The organism is Streptomyces sp. NPDC050842 (assembly GCF_044456565.1).
Taxonomy (GTDB): Bacteria; Actinomycetota; Actinomycetes; order Streptomycetales; family Streptomycetaceae; genus Streptomyces.
The window spans coordinates 307,466-327,832 of record NZ_JBITGA010000005.1 but is presented as its reverse complement, the minus strand read 5'-3'; the positions used below and the strand labels follow the sequence as shown (position 1 = coordinate 327,832).

Genomic DNA, 20,367 nt, shown 5'->3' with positions numbered 1-20,367 from the left:
CGTCGGTTCGTTGCGTTCCTGTGCCCCTGTACGAGGGTGGATCACTCTCGTACAGGGGCACACCGTGTGGTGAGGCATGTGTGCGAGAGAATGGCGGCATGGAGATGCCGAGGAATGACAGGTCGCAGGAGAGCCCCCAGGTCCTCATCGTGGGACAGGACGGAACGGCGCTCGGCGGCACTCAGGGTGACGACGAATCCCGCGAGGTCCCGGTGACGGAAATGGTCGAGCAGCCTGCGAAGGTCATGCGGATCGGCAGCATGATCAAGCAGCTCCTGGAGGAAGTACGTGCGGCCCCTCTCGACGAGGCTAGCCGCGTCAGGCTCAAGAACATCCACGCCAGCTCCGTGAAGGAGCTGGAAGACGGGCTCGCTCCCGAGCTGGTCGAGGAACTGGAGCGGCTCTCCCTGCCGTTCACGGACGAGGCGGTCCCCTCCGAGGCGGAACTGCGGATCGCGCAGGCCCAGTTGGTGGGGTGGCTGGAGGGCCTCTTCCACGGCATCCAGACGGCGCTGTTCGCCCAGCAGATGGCGGCCCGCGCCCAGTTGGAGCAGATGCGCCGGGCGCTGCCGCCGGGCGCCTCGCACGACGATGACGACGACGACCGCGGTCACGGCCACGCCGTGCGCTCGGGGCCGTACCTGTAGTCCGCGAGGGCGGAACGGAGGAGGGGCCCGGCGCATCGAGTGCGCCGGGCCCCTCCTTCGTGTCCTGTCCCGCGGATCAGCCCTGCGGCGCCAGCAGCAGCACCTTGCCGACGTGGCCGCCGGACTCCAGCACCCGATGCGCCTCGGCGGCCTCCGGCATCGGCACCGTACGGTCGACGACCGGCCGGACCGTGCCCGCGCCGATCAGCGGCCAGACGTGCTCGCGGACGGCGGCGACGATCGCGGCCTTCTCGTGCGGCGGGCGGGAACGCAGCGTGGTCGCCATGACCGCCGCACGCTTGGCGAGCAGCGCCCCCAGGTTGAGTTCGCCCTTCACGCCGCCCTGGAGCCCGATGATCACCAGCCGGCCGCTGACGGCCAGTGCCTTCACGTTCCGCTCCAGGTACTTGGCGCCGACGATGTCCAGGATGACGTCCGCACCGGCCCCGTCCGTCGCCTTGTGCAGCTCCTCGACGAAGTCCTGCTCGCGGTAGTCGATGAGGATGTCCGCGCCCAGTTCGGCGCAGCGGGCCAGTTTCCCGGGGCTCCCGGCCGTGACCGCGACCCGGGCGCCGACCGCCTTCGCGAGCTGGATCGCCATCGTGCCGATCCCGCTCGCCCCGCCGTGCACGAGCACCGTCTCGCCGGGGCGCAGGTGGGCGATCATGAAGATGTTGGACCAGACGGTGCAGGCGACCTCGGGGAGCGCCGCGGCCGTGGTCAGGTCGACGCCCTCCGGCACCGGCAGGAGCTGGCCGACCGGGACGACGACCTTCTCGGCGTATCCGCCGCCGACGAGCAGCGCGCAGACCTCGTCGCCGACGGACCAGCCGGACACTCCGGGCCCGATCGCGGAGATCCGCCCCGAACACTCCAGACCGGGGTATGGAGAGCTGCCGGGCGGCGGGTCGTAGAAGCCCTGGCGCTGGAGCAGATCGGCGCGGTTGACCGCGCTCGCCACCACCTCGACGAGGACCTCGCCCTCGCCGGGCACGGGATCGGGCACCTCGGCCCAGACGAGGGCCTCGGGACCGCCGGGTTCGGGAATCGTGATCGCGTACATGGCGGCGAGGCTACTCCGGCGGTCGGTGCCCGGTCCCGCACCCTCAGTCCTGCGGTGGCGTGGTGAGCGGGGTCACCGGCGCGGCGCGCACGATGGTGATCACCCGGTCGGTGGGCTGGAGCGGACTGGCGGCCTTGTCGTCGTAGCTGAGCAGCCGGTGGCCACGGAGCACGCTCACCACGAGGTCCTCGGTCTCCCGCACGCTCTTGCCCGCCTCGGCCTTGGTCACCGGACGCTCGACGAGGTCCAGGCCGGAGCCCTGCTGGATGAGGTCCTCCATCACCGTGCCGGCACTGGGGCTCAGCACGGAGAGGCCGAGCAGCCGGCCGGCGGCGCTGGCGCTGGTGATCACCGCGTCCGCGCCGGACTGGCGCAGCAGCGGCGCGTTCTCCTCCTCGCGGACCGCGGCGACGATCTTCGCGCCCCGGTTGAGCTGGCGGGCGGTCAGGGTGACCAGGACGGCCGTGTCGTCGCGCTGGGTGGCGATGACGATCTGACGGGCCCGCTGCACCTCGGCCCGCAGCAGCACGTCGCTGCGCGTCGCGTCGCCGACGACACCGACGAAGCCGTCCGCGTTCGCCGTCTCGATCACCTTGTTGGAGGGGTCGACGATGACGATCTGGTCCTTGTTGAGGCCGGTGGCGCAGAGGGTCTGGATCGCGGACCGTCCCTTGGTGCCGAAGCCGACGATGACGGTGTGGTCGCGCAAGGTGGACCTCCAGCGGTTCAGCCGGAACTCCTCCCGGGTCCTCTCCGTGAGGACCTCGAGAGTGGTGCCGACCAGGATGATCAGGAACAGCACGCGCAGGGGCGTGACCAGCAGGATGTTGGCGAGCCGCGCCGTGTCGCTGTACGGGACGATGTCGCCGTAGCCGGTGGTGGAGAGCGTCACGGTCGCGTAGTAGACGCAGTCGAGGAAGTCGAGCGTCTCATTGGCGTTGTCGTGATAGCCATCGCGGTCGACATAGACGATGAGCACCGTCAGGAGGAGCACGCCGAGCGCCATGAGGAGCCGTTTGCCGACCTGCCGCAGCGGCTTCTCGACGACCCGGCGGGGCAGCCGGATCTGGGGACCCGCGATCCGCTCGTCCGCGTTGCGGGCCATCACGTCACGGCTGGGAAGTTTCACGTGAAACACACTCCTTCGGCCGGGGCGTCCCCCGCCGGTGTCGGCCAGGGAAGGCCGAGGATCTCCAGGTGCTGCCCCGATCGGGCACCACCGGGTGGGACGACCGCCAGGCCGTCGGCCGCGGCGATGCCACGGAGCATGGCCGGTCCGTTGTAGTGCAGCGGGACGGCCCGGTCGGCGCGGCGGACGACCGGGACGAGCCGGGTGTCGTGGGGGTGCCCCTGGACCTCGTCCTGGACAGCGGCCCCACCGGGGGCGCCGTACGACGCCCGGGAGTGTCCGGCGAGGGCGGCGAGCAGCGGCTCGGCGAGCGTGAGGAGCCCGGAGACGGCCGCGAGCGGGTTGCCGGGGAGCCCGACGAGATGGCGGGGGTCCGCGCCCGCGAGCCGGGCGAGCAGCATCGGATGGCCGGGCCGTACCTTCACGCCGTCGACGAGGAGGGTGGCGCCCGCCGCGTCGAGCACGCGGTGCAGATGGTCGACGGGCCCGGCGGCGGTCCCGCCGGTGGTGAGCAGCAGGTCGGCGGTGGAGCCGGTGACGGCGGCGTACAGCTCCTCGGCGTCGTCGCCGATCCGGCGGGTGGCGAGGACCTCGGCGCCGAGGGCCTCCAGCCAGGGTCCGAGCATCGGGCCGAGGGCGTCACGGATGAGCCCCTCGTGGGGGAGTCCCGCCGTGAGCAGCTCGTCGCCGAGGACCAGGATCTCCACCCGGGGGCGGGGGAGGACGGGCAGCGTGTCGTAGCCGGCGGCCGCGGCGAGACCGAGGACGGCGGGGGTCACGACGGAGCCCGCGGGGAGCAGCCGGTCTCCGGCGCGGCACTCCTGGCCCCGGGGGCGGATGTCCTGCCGGGGCCGCACCTCGCGCAGGGCGTGCAGGGTGTGCAGGAGCGAGCCGGGCGTCATACCGCTCTGCTCGGTGCGGGAGTGCTCGCCGCGGATGACCGCGGTCGTCCCGGCCGGGACGCGGGCTCCGGTGGCGATCCGTACGGCCTCGCCGTCGGCCAGTACGGCCGCGGGGGCGTGGCCCGCGAGGACGGCACCCTCCTCACGGACCGTCCAAGGGCCCGTCCCCGCGACCGCCCAGCCGTCCATGGCGGAGGTGTCGAAGGAGGGCAGGTCGGTGAGGGCCAGGAGCGGCCCGGCGAGGACCCGGCCGAGCGCCGCGCCGAGCGGAACAGCCAGCGGCTCCCGCACACCGTGCCCGGCCTGGCCCGCCAGACCGGCTTGAGCGGCCTGACCGGCCTGAGCAGCTTGAGCCGCCTGACCGATCTGTACGGCGCGGGCCGCGGCGCCGGCTTCGGCGGCGGCTGTCCGCGCCGCGGGCCAGGGGGTGGCGCGGTGCGGCTCCTCGGGCGCCGGTGGGCGGGGAGCGGTGTCGGGGGCCACGAGGGCGGACTCCTTGAGGGTCATCCGGCCTCGTCCTGTTCGGCGGCCCAGCGCTTGGCGAGCTCCGCCGCCTTGCGGGCCGCCTCGGCGACCGCCTCGGGGCCGCCCCCGGCAGCCGCGCTCGCCGCCGCGTAGCCGACCAGGAAGGTGGTCAGGGGCGCGGCGGGGCGGGCCACTCCATGGGCGGCGTCACGGGCCAGGTCGAGCAGCACGCCGGTGTCGACGTCCAGCTCGATGCCCAGTTCGTCCTTGACTGCGGTGATCCATTCGTCCAGCACGGTCCCATGCTCCCTGACGCGGGCCCGGGCCGTGGCGATGTCCTCCCAGGTGTCGCAGTCGAAGGAGGCGAGCGGACCGGCGGCGACCCGGGTGAGGCGCAGCCCGTCCGTGAGGTACCGCACCGGTGCGTGGGCCAGTCCACGGAGGTCGTGAGTGAGCCGGGTCAGCTCGCGGACCAGCGGAGCCGTCCGGTACGCGGCGACGAGCGGCTGGTCCCGGCCGTCTTCGTCGGTGAGGACGGCGGCGTCCGCGTCGGGTGCCCCGGCGAGCCCGTCCAGGAGGCGCCGGACGGTGTCCTGGCCGAGGAAGGGCAGGTCGGCGGAGAAGACGAGGAGGACCTCGGCCTCCGTCTCGCCCACGCCGGCGGCGATGGCGGGCATCGGGCCGCCGCCTGGCGGCTCCTCCCTGGTCCAGCGGACGGGGCGGGCGGTCGGGCGGGGGTCCCCGACGACCACGGTCCGGCCGGCGTCGGGGCAGGCCGCGAGCACCCTGTCGAGGAGCGTCCGGCCCCCTACCCGTAGCCCGGGCTTGTCGGAGCCGCCGAGGCGCCTGGCGGCGCCCCCGGCGAGCACGACGGCGTCGTATGCGGTGGTCACCCCAGCAGTATGGGCCGCCGGGCACCGCGGACGTCCGGCCCGTCCCACCACAAGAGACGGGACGGGCCGGACGGACGGGGTGTCAGACCGTGCGGAGCAGGACCGCGGGCTGTTCGACGCAGTCCGCCACGTACCGCAGGAAGCCGCCCGCCGTGCCGCCGTCGCAGACGCGGTGGTCGAAGGTGAGCGAGAGCTGCACCACCTGACGGACGGCCAGTTCGCCCTGGTGGACCCAGGGCTTGGGGATGATCCGGCCGACGCCGAGCATCGCGGCCTCGGGGTGGTTGATGATCGGCGTGGAGCCGTCGACCCCGAACACCCCGTAGTTGTTCAGGGTGAACGTGCCGCCCGTCAGATCGGCCGGCGTGAGCGTGCCCTGCCGGGCGGACTCCGTGAGCCGGGCGAACTCCGCCGTGAGCGACTCGGCCGTCCGCGTCCCCGCGTCCCTGACCACCGGGACGACCAGACCGCGCGGGGTCTGGGCGGCGAAGCCGAGGTGCACGGCCGGCAGCCGGACGATCTCCCGGGCGGTCGTGTCCACCGTGGAGTTGAGCTCGGGGAACCGGGCCAGGGCGTGGGCGCAGATCCGGGCGAGGAGCGCGAGCAGCGAGATCTTCGGCCCGCCCGCCGTGTTCATCGCGCGCCGGGCCGCCATGAGCTCGGTCGCGTCGGCGTCGACCCAGCAGGTCGCGTCCGGGATCTCCGTACGGCTACGCGACAGCTTGTCCGCCACCACACCGCGGAGCCCGCGCAGCGGAATCCGCTCACCGGCCGCCGCGGCACCCGCCGGAGCGGACACGGAGGCACGAGCGGGTGCGAGAGCGGGTGCCGGGGCGACGGCCGGCCGGTCCAGGGCCGCGAGCGCCAGCTCCACGTCCGCCCGCAGGATCAGCCCCTCGGGCCCCGATCCGCGGACCTCCCGCAGGTCGAGTCCCCGGTCCCGGGCCAGCTTCCGTACGAGCGGCGAGATGACCGGCACCGGGCCCGCGGGCCCGGCGGACGCCGGAGCCGCTGCCACGACGGCCGCGGGTGCGGGGGCGGGGGCGGGGGCGGGGGCGGGGGCGGGGGCGGCCGGAGCCTGGGCGGCCGTCGGGCTCGCGTGCCGCACGCGTCGGCGCCGGGCGGCGGGGCCCGCCGTGCCGTAGCCCACGAGCACGTTGCCCGAGTACTCCGAGGAGACGGCGGACTCGGCGGCGGACCCGCCCGCCGTGGGGGCCGCTTCCGGAGCGGCCTCCGCGAGCTCCTCCGGCGCACCCGTGCCGCCCACCGCGACCGTCAGGAGCGGCGCGCCGACGGGCAGTTCGGTGCCCTCCTCGCCGTACCGGGCGGTGACGACGCCGCCGTACGGGCAGGGCACCTCGACCATGGCCTTGGCCGTCTCGACCTCGACGACCGGCTGGTCGATGGCGACGACGTCGCCGACGGCGACGAGCCAGCGGACGATCTCGGCCTCGGTGAGACCCTCGCCGAGGTCGGGCAGCTTGAATTCGAGCACCTGGGCCATCAGCTCTGCGCCTCCCACTGCAGCCGTGCCACCGCGTCCAGGACCCGGTCCACGCCGGGCAGATGGTGCCGCTCCAGCATCGGCGGCGGGTACGGGATGTCGAAGCCCGCGACCCGCAGCACCGGCGCCTCCAGGTGGTGGAAGCAGCGCTCCATGACGCGCGCGGCGATCTCCGCGCCGGGGCCGGCGAAACCGGTCGACTCGTGGACCACGACCGCCCGGCCCGTGCGCCGTACCGACGCGCAGACGGTCTCGTCGTCGAACGGCACGAGCGAGCGCAGATCGACGACCTCCAGGTCCCAGCCCTCGGCCTGGGCGGCCTCCGCCGCCTCCAGGCAGACCGGAACCGACGGGCCGTAGGTGATCAGGGTGGCGCCGGTGCCCCGCCGCCGTACGACCGCCTTGCCGATCGGCTCGACGGGCGCGGGCGCCTCGGGCGACCAGTCGGACTTCGACCAGTAGAGCCGCTTGGGCTCCAGGAAGACCACCGGGTCGTCGGAGGCGATGGCCGCGCGCAGCAGCCCGTAGGCGTCCTCGACGGTCGCAGGGGTGACGACGTGCAGTCCGGGGGTGGCCATGTAGTAGGCCTCGGAGGAGTCGCTGTGGTGCTCGACCCCGCCGATCCCGCCGCCGTACGGGACACGGATGACGATCGGCATCGGCATCGCGCCGCGGGTGCGGTTGCGCATCTTCGCCACGTGCGAGAGCAGCTGCTCGAACGCCGGGTAGGCGAAGGCGTCGAACTGCATCTCCACGACCGGCCGCAGGCCGTACATGGCCATGCCGACGGCCGCGCCGAGGATGCCCGCCTCGGCCAGCGGGGTGTCGGTGCAGCGGTCCTCGCCGAACTCCTTGGCGAGCCCGTCGGTGACCCGGAAGACACCGCCGAGCGTGCCGACGTCCTCGCCCATCACGTGGACGGTCGGGTCCTCGGCCATCGCGTCGCGCATGGCGCGCTGGAGCGCCTGCGCCATCGTCGCGGGCTTGGGCTTCCCGGCGGCACCGGCGGCCTTGGCCGCCTTGGCCGCCGCGGGGCCGGTCGTCGCGGTCGTCATCACGCCTCACCCTCGGCTTCGAGCTCGGCGCGCAGCTGCGCCGCCTGTTCGCGCAGCTGCGTCGTCTGCTCGGCGTACACGTGGGAGAAGAGCTCCATCGGGTCGAGCACCGGGTCGGCGTTCATCCGTTCGCGCAGTTCCGCCGCCATCGTCTCGGCGGCCTCCGCCGCCGCGCGCCTGCCGTCCTCGTCGAGCAGACCACGCTCCGTCAGTTCCCGTTCGAGGATCAGGATCGGGTCGTGCGCACGCCAGGTCTCGACCTCGCCCGCGGCGCGGTAGCGGGTGGCGTCGTCGGCGTTGGTGTGCGCGTCGATCCGGTAGGTGATCGCCTCGACGAGGGTGGGGCCGCCGCCGCGCCGCGCGCGTGCCACGGCCTCGGTCAGCACCTGGTGGACGGCCACCGCGTCGTTGCCGTCGACGAGCCGGCCCGGCATCCCGTATCCGACGGCCTTGTGGGCCAGGGAGGGGGCGGCGGTCTGCTTGGCCAGCGGCACGGAGATCGCGAAGCCGTTGTTCTGCACGAAGAAGACCACGGGGGCCTTCCAGACGGCCGCGAAGTTCAGCGCCTCGTGGAAGTCGCCCTCGCTGGTGCCGCCGTCGCCGACCATGGCGAGGGCGACCACGTCGTCGCCCTTGAGGCGGGCGGCGTGGGCGAGGCCCACCGCGTGCGGGAGCTGGGTGGCCAGTGGGGTGGAGAGCGGCGCGATGCGGTGCTCGCGCGGGTCGTACCCGGTGTGCCAGTCGCCGCGCAGCAGCGTCAGCGCCTGCACGGGGTCAAGGCCGCGGGCGACCGCCGCGAGGGTGTCGCGGTACGAGGGAAAGAGCCAGTCCCGCTCCTCCAGGGCCAGGGCGGCGGCGACCTCGCACGCCTCCTGGCCGGTGGTGGACGGGTACACGGCGAGCCGGCCCTGCTTGGTGAGAGCGGTGGCCTGCGTGTTGTACCGGCGGCCGCGGATCAGCTCCGCGTACAGCCGGAGCAGCAGCGCGGGGTCGGCGTCGGCCACGGCGTCCGTGCCGAGCACGCGCAGCGGCTCGGCGTCGGGCAGCAGCGGGGCGGGATCGGTACGCGGCTGCCACGCCGGCGGCGGGGTGGGCCGGTAGGCGGGAACGGCACCGGGCGGCTCTTGGACTGTCGAACTGCGCTGTTGCAACGAGTCCACCTCCTCGTGGGAGCGGGCATAAGACCCGAAGGCGGGTGGCGCGAGTGTGGCGCGCCTCACCTACCGATTGTTCGGTCGTGGAGGCATTTTGGCTACAGGCACCTTCAGCCTGTGGACAAACGGTTCTCCACAGCCTGGGATAGGAGCAGGTCGTCCACCGGAGAGAGGCGGGGGGACATGGCGGAAGAACAAATGGCCGTCGACCGGAGCGGGGCTCCGGCCGACGCCACAAGCAGGACACTGGGCGGAACACCGGACGCGGCACGAGGCGGGACATTGGGCGAGGCACTCGACAGGCCGCTCGGCGGGACCGAGGGCGAGGTCCCCGAAGAGGCCCTGAGCGCGCCGATCGGCACACCGACGGGCGCCCCGCCGCCACGCCCGCTGGACGCGATCGACCGCGACATCCTGAGGTTGCTGCAAACGGACGGCCGCGCCTCGGTACGCTCCGTGGCCGAGCGGGTGCACGTGTCCCGGGCCAACGCCTACGCCCGGATCAATCGGCTCATCGACGACGGCGTGATCCGCGGCTTCAGCGCCCGCGTCAACCACGAACGGGCGGGGCACGGCGCCTCCGCCTACATCACGCTCAAGATCGTCCAGAACTCCTGGCGGACGGTCCGCGAGCAGCTCAGGGCGCTGCCGGGCGCCACGCACATCGCGCTGGTCAGCGGCGATTTCGATGTGCTGCTGCTCGTGCACACCCCGGACAACCGGACACTGCGCGAGCTGGTGCTCACCCGGCTCCAGTCGATCCCCGAGGTGCTGTCGACCCGCACCCTGCTGGTCTTCGAGGAGACCGACCTCAACACCGACCACCGCCTCTGACCACCCGAAAAGCAGGACGGCCCCCGTAGGGGCCGTCCACAATCCGTCCACGCTCGCTCAGCGGGCCGTCCACAAGCCGTCCACGCTCGCTCAGCGAGCGGTCCGCAGCCCGTCGAACGCCAGATGCGCGACGGTCTCGGCAAGCTGCTCCCGCTCCGCCACCGCGTCCGGATGCGGCCGGTACCACTCCACCAGCGAGTTGATCATGCCGAAGAGCAGCCGGGTCGCCAGCCGGATGTCCACGTCCGCCCGCAGATCACCCTCCGCCGCCGCGGCCTTCAGCAGGTCGGCCACCCGATGGTCGAACTCGCGCCGCCGCTCCATCGCCCACCGCTCGGTCGCGGTGTTGCCCCGCACCCGCAGCAGCAGCGTCACGTACGGCAGCTCCGCGATCAGCACCTCCACGGTCCGGCGCGTGACGTACTCGACCCTCTCGACGGCCCGGCCGCGTACCGCTCCCGGCTCGTCGAGCACCGAGAAGAGCCCGTCGAGCGCCCGGCTGACCGCGCGCCGCAGCAGCTCCTCCTTGCCGGACACGTGGTGGTAGATCGACGACTTGGAGATCCCCGCCGCCTTGGACAGGTGCTCCATGGAGGTGCCGTCGTAGCCGCGCTCGTTGAAGACCCGTACGGCGACCGAGAGCAGCGTCTCCGGGGTGTACGTGTCGCGCTTCGCCGTCGTCATCGGCCTTCCTTTCCTATCCGGGCCGCATCGGCGCTTCCCTTGCGGGCGGTGGCCAGGCACGGCGCGTACCGCCCCGTCGGGTAGCGCTTGTTCATCTCCGACAGCAGGTCGCACACACGCATGTGCCCCACCTTCTCGGCCCACTCCAAGGGGCCGGCGGGGTAGTTGACCCCGAGCCGCATCGCCGTGTCCACGTCCTCGGCGGTGGCGACGCCCCGGTCGACCGCGTCGGCCGCCAGATCGGCCAGCATCGCGACCGTACGGGCGACGATCATGCCGGGCACGTCACCGATCACCGACACCTGCTTGCCGAGCGCCTGGAAGAGGCCCACGGCCTCCGCGAGGACCTCGGGCGAGGTCCGCTCCCCGGTGGAGAGCACGATCCGGGTCGCGCGCGCGTAGTCGAGCGCGAGATCGAAGTAGATGATCTCGTCGCCGAAGTACTCGAAGGCGGTCTCACCGTCCGCGAGGACGAGCTGACCGCCGCCCGGCAGCACGATGAACCCGTCGCCGCCCTTGCGCCGCACCTTGATCCCCGCCTCCTCGAAGAGGTCCGCCAGCGGCTCGGCGGGCCCCAGGTCGCCGCGGACGACGATCCTCGCGGGTGCCTCGGCGGGCGGCGCGTTGTGCGGCTCGGGCCGCTCGGCGCCCTCCTCGTACGAGAACCAGCCCTGCCCCGACTTGCGGCCGAGCCGCCCCGACTCCACGAGCCGCCGCTGCGCGAGCGACGGCGTGAACTTCGGGTCCTGGTAGAAGGACTCCCAGACCGAGCGGGTGACGGCCTCGTTCACGTCCTGCCCGATGAGGTCCGTGAGCTCGAAGGGCCCCATGCGGAAGCCGCCGCACTCGCGCAGGGCGGCGTCGATGGTGGCGGGGTCGGCCGCGCCCTCCTCGTAGACCCGCAGGGCCTCCGCGTAGAAGGGGCGCGCGACCCGGTTCACGATGAAGCCGGGGGTGTCCGCGCAGCGCACCGGCGTCTTGCCCCAGCCCTTCATCGTCTCGTACGCGCGCGTGGCGACGTCCGCGTCGGTGGCGAAGCCGCTGACGACCTCGACGAGCGGGAGCAGGGGCGCCGGGTTGAAGAAGTGGAGTCCGACGAACCGGCCGGGCAGGCGCAGCCCTCCCGCGATCGCGGTGACGGAGAGGGAGGAGGTGTTCGTGGCGAGGACGGTGTCGTCGCCGACGACCTTCTCCAGGTCGGCGAAGAGCTGCTGCTTGACGGGGAGGTGCTCGACGATCGCCTCGACGACGAGCGCCGCGTCCGCGAGCTCTTCGAGGTCCGCCGCCGCGTGCAGCCGTCCGACGGCCGCCTCGCGCGCGGCGGCGTCCAGGCGGCCCTTCTCCACGAGCCGGTCCAGGCGGGCGGTGAGGGCGGCCACGGCCTCCCCGGCCCGGCCGGGGGCGCTGTCGTAGAGCCGTACGGGATGGCCGGCGACCAGCGCGACCTGGGCGATCCCCTGGCCCATGGTGCCGGTGCCGACGACGGCGACGGTGCGGTCCTGTGCGAGGGCGGTCGGCTCACTGGCGGTCACGTCGTCGCTCCCCCTGACGGTCACGTTGGCGCTCATAGGAGTGATCCTCCCCGATGGGTTTTCCACAGGATCGGCGGACCCCCTTGTCCCGACCGATCGTTCGGTTACTCTAACTCCGTACGTGTCTCCCTGCCCAGCTCGACGAGGAGTTGGTCCAACCATGGCCACCGCTCTGCCGACCACCGACCGTCTGGCCGAGAAGCACCGGTCCACGCTCGATCAGGCACTCGCCACGATCCGCACGCGCGCCTACTGGTCGCCGTACCCCGAGCACCCGAAGGCCTACGGGGAGGACGGCTCGCTCGACGCCGCGGCCGGTCTCGCCGCCCACAAGGCCCTGCTGAACACCCGCTTCGAGCTCGACCAGCCCGGCACGGACGGCTGGACCGGCGGCGAGGTCTCGCCGTACGGCCCGGAGCTCGGCATCGAGTACCCGCACGCCGACATCGACGTCCTGCTGCCCGCGATGCGCGCGGGCACGGCCGCCTGGCGCGACGCCGGGGCGGAGACCCGCGCCCTCGTCTGCCTGGAGATCCTGTCCCGGATCTCGGCCCGCACCCACGAGTTCGCCCACGCCGTCATGCACACCAGCGGGCAGGCGTTCATGATGGCGTTCCAGGCCGGCGGCCCGCACGCCCAGGACCGCGGCCTCGAGGCCGTGGCGTACGCGTACGAGGAGCAGACCCGCACCCCCGCCGGGCGGTCCGGCTGGTCCAAGCCCCAGGGCAAGCGCGACCCGCTGGAGCTGTCCAAGGAGTTCACCCCGGTCGGCCGCGGCATCGCCCTGGTGATCGGCTGCAACACCTTCCCCACGTGGAACGGCTACCCGGGCCTGTTCGCGTCGCTGGCCACCGGCAACCCGGTCCTGGTCAAGCCGCACCCGCGCGCCGTCCTGCCGCTCGCGCTCACCGTCAGCGTCGCCCGCGAGGTGCTCGCCGAGTCCGGCTTCGACCCGAACCTGGTCGCGCTCGCCGTCGAGCGCCCGGGCGAGGGCATCGCCAAGACCCTGGCCGTGCGGCCCGAGGTCCGGATCATCGACTACACCGGCTCGACCGCCTTCGGCGACTGGCTGGAGGCCAACGCCCGCCAGGCGCAGGTCTACACGGAGAAGGCCGGGGTCAACACGGTCGTGGTCGACTCGACCGACGACTACAAGGGCATGCTGGCCAACCTGGCGTTCTCGCTGTCGCTGTACAGCGGCCAGATGTGCACGACCCCGCAGAACCTGCTGATCCCGCGCGACGGCATCACCACCGACCAGGGTCCCAAGGCGTACGACGAGGTCGTCGCCGACCTCGCGGCGGCGGTCGGCGGCCTGCTCGGCGACGACGCCCGGGCGAACGGTCTGCTCGGCGCACTGGTCAACCCGGACGTGAAGGCGCGTCTGGAGGCGGCCGCGGGCCTCGGCGAGGTGGCGCTCGCGTCCCGTGAGGTCGTCAACCCCGACTTCCCGGACGCCGTGGTCCGTACCCCGGTCATCGTGAAGCTGGACGGCTCCAAGCCGGACGCCCAGGCCGCGTACTTCTCCGAGTGCTTCGGCCCGGTCTCCTTCGCCGTCTCGGTGGACTCCACCGCCGACGCCCTGGAGCTGCTGCGGCGCACGGTCCGCGAGAAGGGCGCGATGACGGTCGGCGCGTACACGACCTCGGCCGAGACCGAGCGCGCGGTCGAGGAGGTCTGCCTGGAGGAGTCGGCGCAGCTCTCGCTGAACCTCACGGGCGGGGTGTACGTCAACCAGACGGCGGCGTTCTCCGACTTCCACGGCTCCGGCGGCAACCCCGCGGCGAACGCGGCGCTGTGCGACGGCGCCTTCGTCTCGAACCGCTTCCGGGTGGTGGAGGTCCGCCGCCAGGCCTGACCCCGGACCGGTACCGCGGGGGCCCTCCGGGGCCTCCGCGGCCTCTGCGGCCTCTGCGGCCGGTCAGGAGAACGGATCGGGCGAGCGGATACAGGTCCGCAGATCAGGCGAGCGGATCAGACAGAGATGTCGATCTCCGCGTACCGCTGCACCCACGCGTGCATGGCGATCGCGGCGGCCGCTCCGGCGTTGATCGACCGGGTCGAGCCGAACTGGGCGATCGAGCAGACCATCTCGACACGGGCGCGTGCCTCGTCCGTGAGCCCCGGGCCCTCCTGCCCGAAGAGCAGCACACAGCGGCGCGGCAGCACGGTCCGCTCCAGCGGCACCGCGCCCGGGAGGTTGTCGATCCCGATGATCGGCAGGCCCTCGGCCGCCGCCCACGCGGTCAGCGACTCGGTGTCCGGGTGGTGGCGGACGTGCTGGTAGCGGTCGGTGACCATGGCGCCCCGCCGGTTCCAGCGCCGTCGGCCCACGATGTGGACCTCCTTCGCGAGGAAGGCGTTGGCGGTCCGTACGACCGAGCCGATGTTGAAGTCGTGGCCCCAGTTCTCCACGGCCACGTGGAAGTCGTGACGCCGGGTGTCGAGGTCGGCGACGATCGCCTCCCGCGTCCAGTACCGGTAGTCGTCCACGACATTGCGCCGGTCGCCGCCGGCGAGCAGCTCGGGGTCGTACCGCTCGCCCTCCGGCCACGGCTCCGCGTGCGGCCCGACGCCGATCTCGGGGCCGAACCCCTCGTCGTACTGGACCGGCTCGGCCGCCTCTGCCGCTGCTTCTGCCGCTTCCGCCGCCTCGGCTCGGGGATTCTCTTCGGTGGTGCTCACCCGACGAGGGTACGGGGGCCCTGCTCCTCACCCGTACGGCGCTGCTCGGGCAGCGCTCCGGCGGACCGCCGGAGCCCGAGCAGCCGGTCCCTGCCCCGCGCCGCCCGTGCGCCGAGGGCCACCAGGAAGGCCGTCGGCAGGAACACCGCATCGGCGGAGATCATCGCGAGGGAGAAGACCGGCAGCCCGAGGAGCAGGGCGATCCCGGCGTGCTCCAGCATCATCGCGACCAGCAGGACGTTCTTCACCTTGCGGTGGAAGAGCGTGAACGGGAAGGCGACCTGCACGATCACCGTGCCGTAGGTCAGCAGCATCACCATGATCCCGCTGGAGGCGAGCAGCTCGGAGAGCGCGGGCCAGGGCGAGAAGTAGTCCAGGTGGAGCGGGTAGTAGAGGGCGGTGCCGTCCTGCCAGCGCGAGCCCTGGATCTTGTACCAGCCGGCCGTGGCGTAGATCAGACAGACCTCGGCCATGATCACGACGAGGGCGGCGTTGTGCGTGAGGTTGGCGAGGACGTCGAGCAGGGTGCGCGGTTCCCCGGGAGCGAGCCGGCAGACCAGCCACCACAGCCCGTGCCCGAGCCACAGCACCCACAGCAGCACCGGCAGCCACCACTCTCCGGTGACGTCGCTGAACCAGGTGGCGGCGAGCAGGAAGCCGCCGAGCACGATCCACAGCAGCGGACCGACGACGTCCTCACGGACCCCGCGGGCGGCCCCGCGGGCGGCCCTCCTGGCGTCGAGGGACCACACCTGGCCGCAGCGGGTCAGGACGAGGTAGATCGCGGCGAGGTGGAGGACGTTGTCGCCGCCGTCGCCGAGGAAGACGGAGCGGTTCTGCAGCGAGAGGACCCCGACCATGAAGACCACCGACACGGCCCGGGTGTGCCAGCCGACGAGGAGCAGGGCGGCGGAGAGCACCGCGAGCCCGTAGACGAGCTCGAACCAGAGCCGCCCGTCCGACCACATCAGCACGGAGAAGGACCGGTTGTCGGCGATCAGCCGGCTCGCCAGCTCCCAGGACCACGGGCCGTCGGGCCCGTACATCTCGTGCCGGTGCGGCAGCTCGCGCAGCAGGAAGACGAGCCAGGTCAGCGAGAAGCCGATCCGCACGATCGCGGTCTGGTGCGGGCCGAGCGCGCGGCCCGTGACGGCCTGGACGGCGCGGGCGATCCGCCGGTCGAAGGGCTCACGCGTCCGCGCGCGCGTGGCGGTGGGACCGCTCATCGGCCCGCCTCCCCACGGCTCGGGCCGACGGCGTCCGTGTGGCTCCGTGAGGCGCCGTCCGGCCGGTCGGCGTCGGTCACCTGCCACCACGGGAAGTCGCGGTAGGAGGAGGTGACGTCGTGCTTCTCCGTGCTCCACCGGGGCGCGGGTACGGGCCGGGTGACGGCGCGCAGCTGGACGCGCCGCACGTCGGCCCCTGCGACGGAGGCGTGGCCGTCGAGCCGGAGCACCGCGATCCGACGCATGTACTCCTCCGAGAGGTGACCGCGCAGCCCGATGGGGCTGTCGTCGGCGGAGTGCGTGTTCAGGTAGAAGTCCACGGCCCTGCGGAGCTCGTTCTGCTGCGTGTGGCTGGGCAGCGGGTTGTGGCGGATCGCCGCGGCGTCCTGGGCGGTGAGGTCGATCCAGCCGGTGGTGCGGCGGCCGTCGCCGGTGGTGACGACCTCGGCGCGGACCTCGACGGAGACGTTCTGCTGGAGGGGGTTGGGCGCGAAGAGCTTCCAGTTCTGTTCGAACTCGGGGAAGACCCAGTCGGCGACCGCCTGGCCGTGCCGCTTGGTGAGCGTGTTGGACGGTGCGACGTGCAGGAACACCATCGCCAGGTGGACGCAGACGAAGACTCCGGCCACGGCGAGCGCCACGGCGGCGACGACCTGGTAGGGCAGCGACAAGGCCATGATCCCGCTGCCGGCCGGCGTCGTCGCGGTACCGGCCGGACCCGCGGCGGTACCGCCCGGACCCGCGGCGGTACCGGCCGGACCCTCCGCGGGCGAGCCGTTCGTCACCGCGTCAGCGTCCGTTTCGACGTCCGCGTCGATGTCCCTTTCGACGTCCGCGTCCATCCCGCCCCGATCCCGATCGGCCCACCTCGGTTATCCACAGGGTTGACACCATACGGGCCACCGACTCACCATTGAAGTCATTGAACCGAACGATCGGTCGGTAGGGGGTCCGATGACCGCAGTGACGGCAGGGACGACAGGAACCACGGGCGCGCCCGGCGTGTCGGACGCGGCCGTAGCGGCGACACAGGCCGCCTACGAAGCCGTTTTCGACGCCGCAGTGGCCGCCGACGAGCGGATCGAGCCACGCGACTGGATGCCCGAGGCCTACCGCGCCTCACTCGTCCGGCAGATCGCGCAGCACGCCCACTCAGAGATCATCGGCATGCAGCCCGAGGCGAACTGGATCACCCGCGCGCCCTCGCTGCGCCGCAAGGCGATCCTCATGGCCAAGGTCCAGGACGAGGCCGGCCACGGCCTGTACCTGTACAGCGCCGCGGAGACTCTCGGCACCAGCCGCGACGAGCTGCTCGACAAGCTCCACTCCGGCCGCCAGAAGTACTCCTCGATCTTCAACTACCCGACGCTGACCTGGGCCGACGTCGGCGCGATCGGCTGGCTCGTGGACGGGGCCGCGATCACCAACCAGGTCCCCCTGTGCCGCTGCTCCTACGGCCCGTACGCCCGCGCGATGGTCCGGGTCTGCAAGGAGGAGTCGTTCCACCAGCGCCAGGGGTACGAAGCCCTTCTCGCGCTGTCGAACGGCACCGAGGCCCAGCACGCCATGGCGCAGGACGCGGTGGACCGCTGGTGGTGGCCCTCGCTGATGATGTTCGGCCCGCCGGACGACGAGTCGACCCACACCGCCCAGGCGATGGCCTGGAAGATCAAGCGCCACACCAACGACGAACTGCGCCAGCGCTTCGTCGACATCGCCGTCCCGCAGGCCGAGGCACTCGGCCTCACCCTCCCCGACCCCGACCTCCGGTGGAACGAGGAGCGCGGGCACTACGACTTCGGCCCCATCGACTGGACCGAGTTCTGGGACGTCCTCAAGGGGAACGGCCCCTGCAACGACCAGCGGCTGAGCAAGCGGCGCCAGGCACACGAGGACGGCGCCTGGGTCAGAGAAGCAGCCGCGGCCTACGCGGAGAAGCACACCGGAAAGCACGGGGAGGCACAGGGATGACGAGCGACGGTTGGCCGCTGTGGGAGGTGTTCGTGCGCTCCCGCCGCGGACTGTCCCACACCCACGCGGGCAGTCTCCACGCGCCCGACGCGGAGATGGCCCTGCGCAATGCCCGCGACCTGTACACCCGCAGGAGCGAAGGCGTCTCGATCTGGGTCGTGCCCTCCGCGGCGATCACCGCCTCCTCGCCCGACGAGAAGGACCCCTTCTTCGAGCCGGCCGCGGACAAGCCCTACCGCCACCCGACGTTCTACGAGATCCCGGAGGGGGTGAAGCACCTGTGAGCGCCCCCGACACCCGCGAGGCCGCAGCGATCACCACCGCCGCCCTCGCCCTCGGCGACGACGCCCTCGTCCTCTCCCACCGCCTGGGGGAGTGGGCCGGTTCCGCCCCCGTCCTGGAAGAGGACGTCGCCCTCGCGAACATCGCGCTCGACCTCCTCGGCCAGGCCCGCGTCCTGCTCTCCCTCGTCGGCGACGAGGACGAACTGGCCTACCTCCGCGAGGAGCGCTCCTTCCGGAACGCACAGCTGGTGGAACAGCCCAACGGCGACTTCGCCCACACCATCGCCCGGCAGCTGTACTTCTCCACCTACCAGCGCCTCCTGTACGGACAGCTGGCGGCCGGCGACGGCCCCTTCGCCGGCCTGGCGGCCAAGGCCGTCAAGGAGGTCGCCTACCACCAGGACCACGCCGAGCACTGGACCCTGCGCCTGGGCGACGGCACCCCCGAGAGCCACGACCGGATGCAGCAGGCCTGCGACGCCCTCTGGCGGTACACCGGCGAACTGTTCCAGCCCGTCGACGGCCTCGACCTGGACCGCACGGCCATGGAGAGCGCCTGGCTGGACTCCGTCACGGCCGTCCTCGACAAGGCCACGCTCACCGTGCCCGCCGGCCCCCGCACCGGAGCCTGGGCCGCGGGCGCGGGCCGCCAGGGCCTCCACACCGAGTCCTTCGGACGGATGCTTGCCGAGATGCAGCATCTGCACCGCAGCCACCCGGGGGCGACATGGTGACCATGACGGCCCTGGAGGAGGAGCTCAGCCGGATCGCCGGCGCCGTTCTCGACCCCGAGATGCCCGTCCTCACCCTGGAGGAACTCGGCGTCATGCGGGGCGTCCACGTCACCGGCCCGGGCAGCGTCGAGGTCTCCCTCACCCCGACGTACACGGGCTGTCCCGCGATCGAGGCGATGTCCTCGGACATCGAGCGCGCCCTCCACGAGCACGGCGTGCCCGACGTCTCCGTCGTCACGGTCCTCGCCCCCGCCTGGTCCACCGACGACATCAGCGAGGAAGGGCGGCGCAAGCTCGCCGAGTTCGGCATCGCCCCGCCCCGCCCCCAGGGCCCGGCCGGCGGCGGCCCCGTGCCCCTCACCCTGGCGATCCGCTGCCCGAACTGCGGCTCCACCGACACCGAACTCCTCAGCCGCTTCTCCTCCACCGCGTGCAAGGCCCTCCGCCGCTGCACCGCGTGCCGCGAACCGTTCGACCACTTCAAGGAGCTGTAGATGCTGCCCTCAGCCGCCGGACGGGCCGGGTTCCATCCGCTCAGGGTGAGCGACGTCGAGCGGCTCACGGACGACTCCGTGGCCGTCACCTTCGCGGTACCGCCCGAGCTCCACGAGACGTACCGGCACCTCCCCGGACAGCACCTCGCCCTGCGCCGCACGGGCGAACAGGGCGAGGAGATCCGGCGCACGTACTCGATCTGCGCCCCCGCCGCCCCCGCGGGCGAGCCCCCCGTCCTGCGCGTGGGCATCCGGCTCGTCGACGGCGGCGCGTTCTCGACGTACGCGCTCAAGGAACTGACCATCGGCGACCTCGTCGAGGTCATGGAACCCATGGGCCGATTCGCGCTCACCCCGCGCCCCGGCCACTTCGCCGCCGTCGTCGGCGGCAGCGGCATCACCCCGGTCCTGTCCATGGCGGCCACGCTGCTCGCCCGGGAGCCCGCGGCCAGGTTCTGCCTGATCCGGAGCGACCGCACCGCCGCCTCCACGATGTTCCTCGACGAGGTGGCCGACCTCAAGGACCGCTACCCGGACCGCTTCCAGCTGGTCACCGTGCTCTCCCGTGAGGAACAGCAGGCGGGACTGCCCTCCGGCCGCCTCGACCGCGAGCGGCTGGACACCCTGCTGCCCGCGCTCCTGCCGGTCGACGAGATCGCCGGCTGGTTCCTCTGCGGCCCCTTCGGGCTCGTCCAGGGCGCCGAGCAGGCGCTGCGCGGCCTCGGAGTGGACCGGGGCAGGATCCACCAGGAGATCTTCCACGTCGACGACGGCTCGGCACCCGCGCCGGTCGCCGCGGCCGACACCCCCGCACACGCGACCCTGACCGCGACCCTGCACGGCCGCTCCGGCACCTGGCCGGTCGACCGGGGCGAGAGCCTCCTCGACACCGTGCTGCGCTCCCGCGCGGACGCCCCGTACGCCTGCAAGGGCGGCGTGTGCGGCACCTGCCGCGCCTTCCTCGTCGGCGGAGAGGTGCGGATGGACCGCAACTTCGCGCTGGAACCCGAGGAGACCGAGGCCGGCTACGTCCTGGCCTGCCAGTCCCATCCCGTCACCCCGGACGTGGAGTTGGACTTCGACCGCTGACGAGTCCCGGCACCGCCATTCC

20 protein-coding genes are annotated in these 20,367 nt (G+C 72.8%); 8 read left to right on the top strand and 12 right to left on the bottom strand.

Going from position 1 to position 20,367, the window contains the following annotated elements:
• Nucleotides 1–98 precede the first annotated feature (98 nt).
• Nucleotides 99–647 carry a bacterial proteasome activator family protein gene (locus ACIBG6_RS18480; protein ID WP_024760339.1) on the top strand — a complete coding sequence of 183 codons (549 nt, stop codon included), beginning with the start codon at nucleotides 99–101 and terminating at the stop codon, nucleotides 645–647.
• Between the two features lie 76 nt (nucleotides 648–723).
• Here the strand turns inward: ACIBG6_RS18480 and ACIBG6_RS18475 are convergent, their stop codons facing one another.
• From ACIBG6_RS18475 to pdhA, 7 genes are all read right to left on the bottom strand, one after another.
• Nucleotides 724–1,710, bottom strand: a complete 987-nt coding sequence (locus tag ACIBG6_RS18475; protein WP_399223631.1) for an NAD(P)H-quinone oxidoreductase — start codon at nucleotides 1,708–1,710, stop codon at nucleotides 724–726.
• Between the two features lie 43 nt (nucleotides 1,711–1,753).
• Entirely contained in the window at nucleotides 1,754–2,815 is a 1,062-nt protein-coding gene (locus ACIBG6_RS18470) for a potassium channel family protein (RefSeq protein WP_399224011.1), read from the bottom strand.
• Between the two features lie 20 nt (nucleotides 2,816–2,835).
• Complete coding sequence (locus ACIBG6_RS18465) at nucleotides 2,836–4,248, bottom strand: molybdopterin molybdotransferase MoeA (RefSeq protein WP_399223630.1); 1,413 nt, start codon at nucleotides 4,246–4,248, stop codon at nucleotides 2,836–2,838.
• Nucleotides 4,245–5,099, bottom strand: coding sequence for an NTP transferase domain-containing protein (locus ACIBG6_RS18460; protein WP_399223629.1), 855 nt, complete (start codon nucleotides 5,097–5,099; stop codon nucleotides 4,245–4,247). The genes ACIBG6_RS18465 and ACIBG6_RS18460 overlap by 4 nt, the downstream gene beginning before the upstream one ends.
• Nucleotides 5,100–5,181: 82 nt before the next feature.
• The gene (locus ACIBG6_RS18455; RefSeq protein ID WP_399223628.1) at nucleotides 5,182–6,603 is read right to left on the bottom strand and encodes a dihydrolipoamide acetyltransferase family protein; all 1,422 of its coding nucleotides are present in this window, start codon (nucleotides 6,601–6,603) and stop codon (nucleotides 5,182–5,184) included.
• Nucleotides 6,603–7,658 (bottom strand): alpha-ketoacid dehydrogenase subunit beta, encoded by a 1,056-nt coding sequence (locus tag ACIBG6_RS18450; RefSeq protein ID WP_399223627.1) that lies wholly within the window; start codon nucleotides 7,656–7,658, stop codon nucleotides 6,603–6,605. The genes ACIBG6_RS18455 and ACIBG6_RS18450 overlap by 1 nt, the downstream gene beginning before the upstream one ends.
• The gene (pdhA, locus tag ACIBG6_RS18445; protein WP_399224010.1) at nucleotides 7,658–8,818 is read right to left on the bottom strand and encodes a pyruvate dehydrogenase (acetyl-transferring) E1 component subunit alpha; all 1,161 of its coding nucleotides are present in this window, start codon (nucleotides 8,816–8,818) and stop codon (nucleotides 7,658–7,660) included. Before pdhA ends, ACIBG6_RS18450 begins: the two co-directional genes overlap by 1 nt.
• 177 nt (nucleotides 8,819–8,995) lie before the next feature.
• Here pdhA and ACIBG6_RS18440 point away from each other — a divergent pair, with 177 nt between their 5' ends.
• Entirely contained in the window at nucleotides 8,996–9,646 is a 651-nt protein-coding gene (locus ACIBG6_RS18440) for an Lrp/AsnC family transcriptional regulator (RefSeq protein ID WP_399223626.1), read from the top strand.
• Nucleotides 9,647–9,736: 90 nt separating this feature from the next.
• Here the strand turns inward: ACIBG6_RS18440 and ACIBG6_RS18435 are convergent, their stop codons facing one another.
• Entirely contained in the window at nucleotides 9,737–10,330 is a 594-nt protein-coding gene (locus ACIBG6_RS18435) for a TetR/AcrR family transcriptional regulator (protein ID WP_399223625.1), read from the bottom strand.
• Nucleotides 10,327–11,898 carry a 3-hydroxyacyl-CoA dehydrogenase gene (locus ACIBG6_RS18430; RefSeq protein ID WP_399223624.1) on the bottom strand — a complete coding sequence of 524 codons (1,572 nt, stop codon included), beginning with the start codon at nucleotides 11,896–11,898 and terminating at the stop codon, nucleotides 10,327–10,329. The genes ACIBG6_RS18435 and ACIBG6_RS18430 overlap by 4 nt, the downstream gene beginning before the upstream one ends.
• A gap of 124 nt (nucleotides 11,899–12,022) precedes the next feature.
• Between ACIBG6_RS18430 and paaN the strand changes: the two genes are divergently transcribed.
• Nucleotides 12,023–13,720 (top strand): phenylacetic acid degradation protein PaaN, encoded by a 1,698-nt coding sequence (gene paaN / locus ACIBG6_RS18425; protein ID WP_329622388.1) that lies wholly within the window; start codon nucleotides 12,023–12,025, stop codon nucleotides 13,718–13,720.
• 116 nt (nucleotides 13,721–13,836) lie between these two features.
• Here the strand turns inward: paaN and ACIBG6_RS18420 are convergent, their stop codons facing one another.
• From ACIBG6_RS18420 to ACIBG6_RS18410, 3 genes are read right to left on the bottom strand one after another with little or no spacing between them, the layout of a single operon-like run.
• Nucleotides 13,837–14,547, bottom strand: coding sequence for a TrmH family RNA methyltransferase (locus ACIBG6_RS18420; RefSeq protein ID WP_399223623.1), 711 nt, complete (start codon nucleotides 14,545–14,547; stop codon nucleotides 13,837–13,839).
• Nucleotides 14,544–15,773 carry an HTTM domain-containing protein gene (locus ACIBG6_RS18415; RefSeq protein WP_399223622.1) on the bottom strand — a complete coding sequence of 410 codons (1,230 nt, stop codon included), beginning with the start codon at nucleotides 15,771–15,773 and terminating at the stop codon, nucleotides 14,544–14,546. The genes ACIBG6_RS18420 and ACIBG6_RS18415 overlap by 4 nt, the downstream gene beginning before the upstream one ends.
• The gene (locus ACIBG6_RS18410; RefSeq protein WP_399223621.1) at nucleotides 15,770–16,615 is read right to left on the bottom strand and encodes a DUF5819 family protein; all 846 of its coding nucleotides are present in this window, start codon (nucleotides 16,613–16,615) and stop codon (nucleotides 15,770–15,772) included. Before ACIBG6_RS18410 ends, ACIBG6_RS18415 begins: the two co-directional genes overlap by 4 nt.
• A gap of 112 nt (nucleotides 16,616–16,727) precedes the next feature.
• Here ACIBG6_RS18410 and paaA point away from each other — a divergent pair, with 112 nt between their 5' ends.
• Genes paaA through ACIBG6_RS18385 form a run of 5 tightly spaced genes read left to right on the top strand, consistent with a single transcriptional unit; the run spans nucleotide 16,728 to nucleotide 20,345 of the window.
• On the top strand, nucleotides 16,728–17,744 hold the full coding sequence (gene paaA / locus ACIBG6_RS18405; RefSeq protein WP_384137896.1) for a 1,2-phenylacetyl-CoA epoxidase subunit PaaA: 1,017 nt from the start codon (nucleotides 16,728–16,730) through the stop codon (nucleotides 17,742–17,744).
• Nucleotides 17,741–18,028 (top strand): 1,2-phenylacetyl-CoA epoxidase subunit PaaB, encoded by a 288-nt coding sequence (gene paaB, locus ACIBG6_RS18400; RefSeq protein ID WP_399223620.1) that lies wholly within the window; start codon nucleotides 17,741–17,743, stop codon nucleotides 18,026–18,028. The genes paaA and paaB overlap by 4 nt, the downstream gene beginning before the upstream one ends.
• Nucleotides 18,025–18,762 carry a 1,2-phenylacetyl-CoA epoxidase subunit PaaC gene (paaC, locus tag ACIBG6_RS18395; RefSeq protein WP_399223619.1) on the top strand — a complete coding sequence of 246 codons (738 nt, stop codon included), beginning with the start codon at nucleotides 18,025–18,027 and terminating at the stop codon, nucleotides 18,760–18,762. Before paaB ends, paaC begins: the two co-directional genes overlap by 4 nt.
• On the top strand, nucleotides 18,756–19,256 hold the full coding sequence (gene paaD / locus ACIBG6_RS18390) for a 1,2-phenylacetyl-CoA epoxidase subunit PaaD (protein WP_399223618.1): 501 nt from the start codon (nucleotides 18,756–18,758) through the stop codon (nucleotides 19,254–19,256). Before paaC ends, paaD begins: the two co-directional genes overlap by 7 nt.
• Entirely contained in the window at nucleotides 19,257–20,345 is a 1,089-nt protein-coding gene (locus ACIBG6_RS18385) for a 2Fe-2S iron-sulfur cluster-binding protein (protein WP_399223617.1), read from the top strand.
• Nucleotides 20,346–20,367: the final 22 nt, after the last annotated feature.

Bases quoted from the DNA above. Each gene is read 5' to 3' on its own strand.
- ACIBG6_RS18430 (WP_399223624.1), bottom strand. From the start codon at position 11,898: ATGAGCGCCAACGTGACCGTCAGGGGGAGCGACGACGTGACCGCCAGT.
- paaA (WP_384137896.1), top strand. From the start codon at position 16,728: ATGACCGCAGTGACGGCAGGGACGACAGGAACCACGGGCGCGCCCGGC.
- ACIBG6_RS18385 (WP_399223617.1), top strand. From the start codon at position 19,257: ATGCTGCCCTCAGCCGCCGGACGGGCCGGGTTCCATCCGCTCAGGGTG.
- ACIBG6_RS18470 (WP_399224011.1), bottom strand. From the start codon at position 2,815: ATGGCCCGCAACGCGGACGAGCGGATCGCGGGTCCCCAGATCCGGCTG.
- ACIBG6_RS18440 (WP_399223626.1), top strand. From the start codon at position 8,996: ATGGCGGAAGAACAAATGGCCGTCGACCGGAGCGGGGCTCCGGCCGAC.
- ACIBG6_RS18465 (WP_399223630.1), bottom strand. From the start codon at position 4,248: ATGACCCTCAAGGAGTCCGCCCTCGTGGCCCCCGACACCGCTCCCCGC.
- ACIBG6_RS18475 (WP_399223631.1), bottom strand. From the start codon at position 1,710: ATGTACGCGATCACGATTCCCGAACCCGGCGGTCCCGAGGCCCTCGTC.
- ACIBG6_RS18415 (WP_399223622.1), bottom strand. From the start codon at position 15,773: ATGAGCGGTCCCACCGCCACGCGCGCGCGGACGCGTGAGCCCTTCGAC.
- paaD (WP_399223618.1), top strand. From the start codon at position 18,756: ATGGTGACCATGACGGCCCTGGAGGAGGAGCTCAGCCGGATCGCCGGC.
- ACIBG6_RS18450 (WP_399223627.1), bottom strand. From the start codon at position 7,658: ATGACGACCGCGACGACCGGCCCCGCGGCGGCCAAGGCGGCCAAGGCC.
- paaN (WP_329622388.1), top strand. From the start codon at position 12,023: ATGGCCACCGCTCTGCCGACCACCGACCGTCTGGCCGAGAAGCACCGG.
- ACIBG6_RS18435 (WP_399223625.1), bottom strand. From the start codon at position 10,330: ATGACGACGGCGAAGCGCGACACGTACACCCCGGAGACGCTGCTCTCG.
- ACIBG6_RS18455 (WP_399223628.1), bottom strand. From the start codon at position 6,603: ATGGCCCAGGTGCTCGAATTCAAGCTGCCCGACCTCGGCGAGGGTCTC.
- paaB (WP_399223620.1), top strand. From the start codon at position 17,741: ATGACGAGCGACGGTTGGCCGCTGTGGGAGGTGTTCGTGCGCTCCCGC.
- ACIBG6_RS18410 (WP_399223621.1), bottom strand. From the start codon at position 16,615: ATGGACGCGGACGTCGAAAGGGACATCGACGCGGACGTCGAAACGGAC.
- ACIBG6_RS18480 (WP_024760339.1), top strand. From the start codon at position 99: ATGGAGATGCCGAGGAATGACAGGTCGCAGGAGAGCCCCCAGGTCCTC.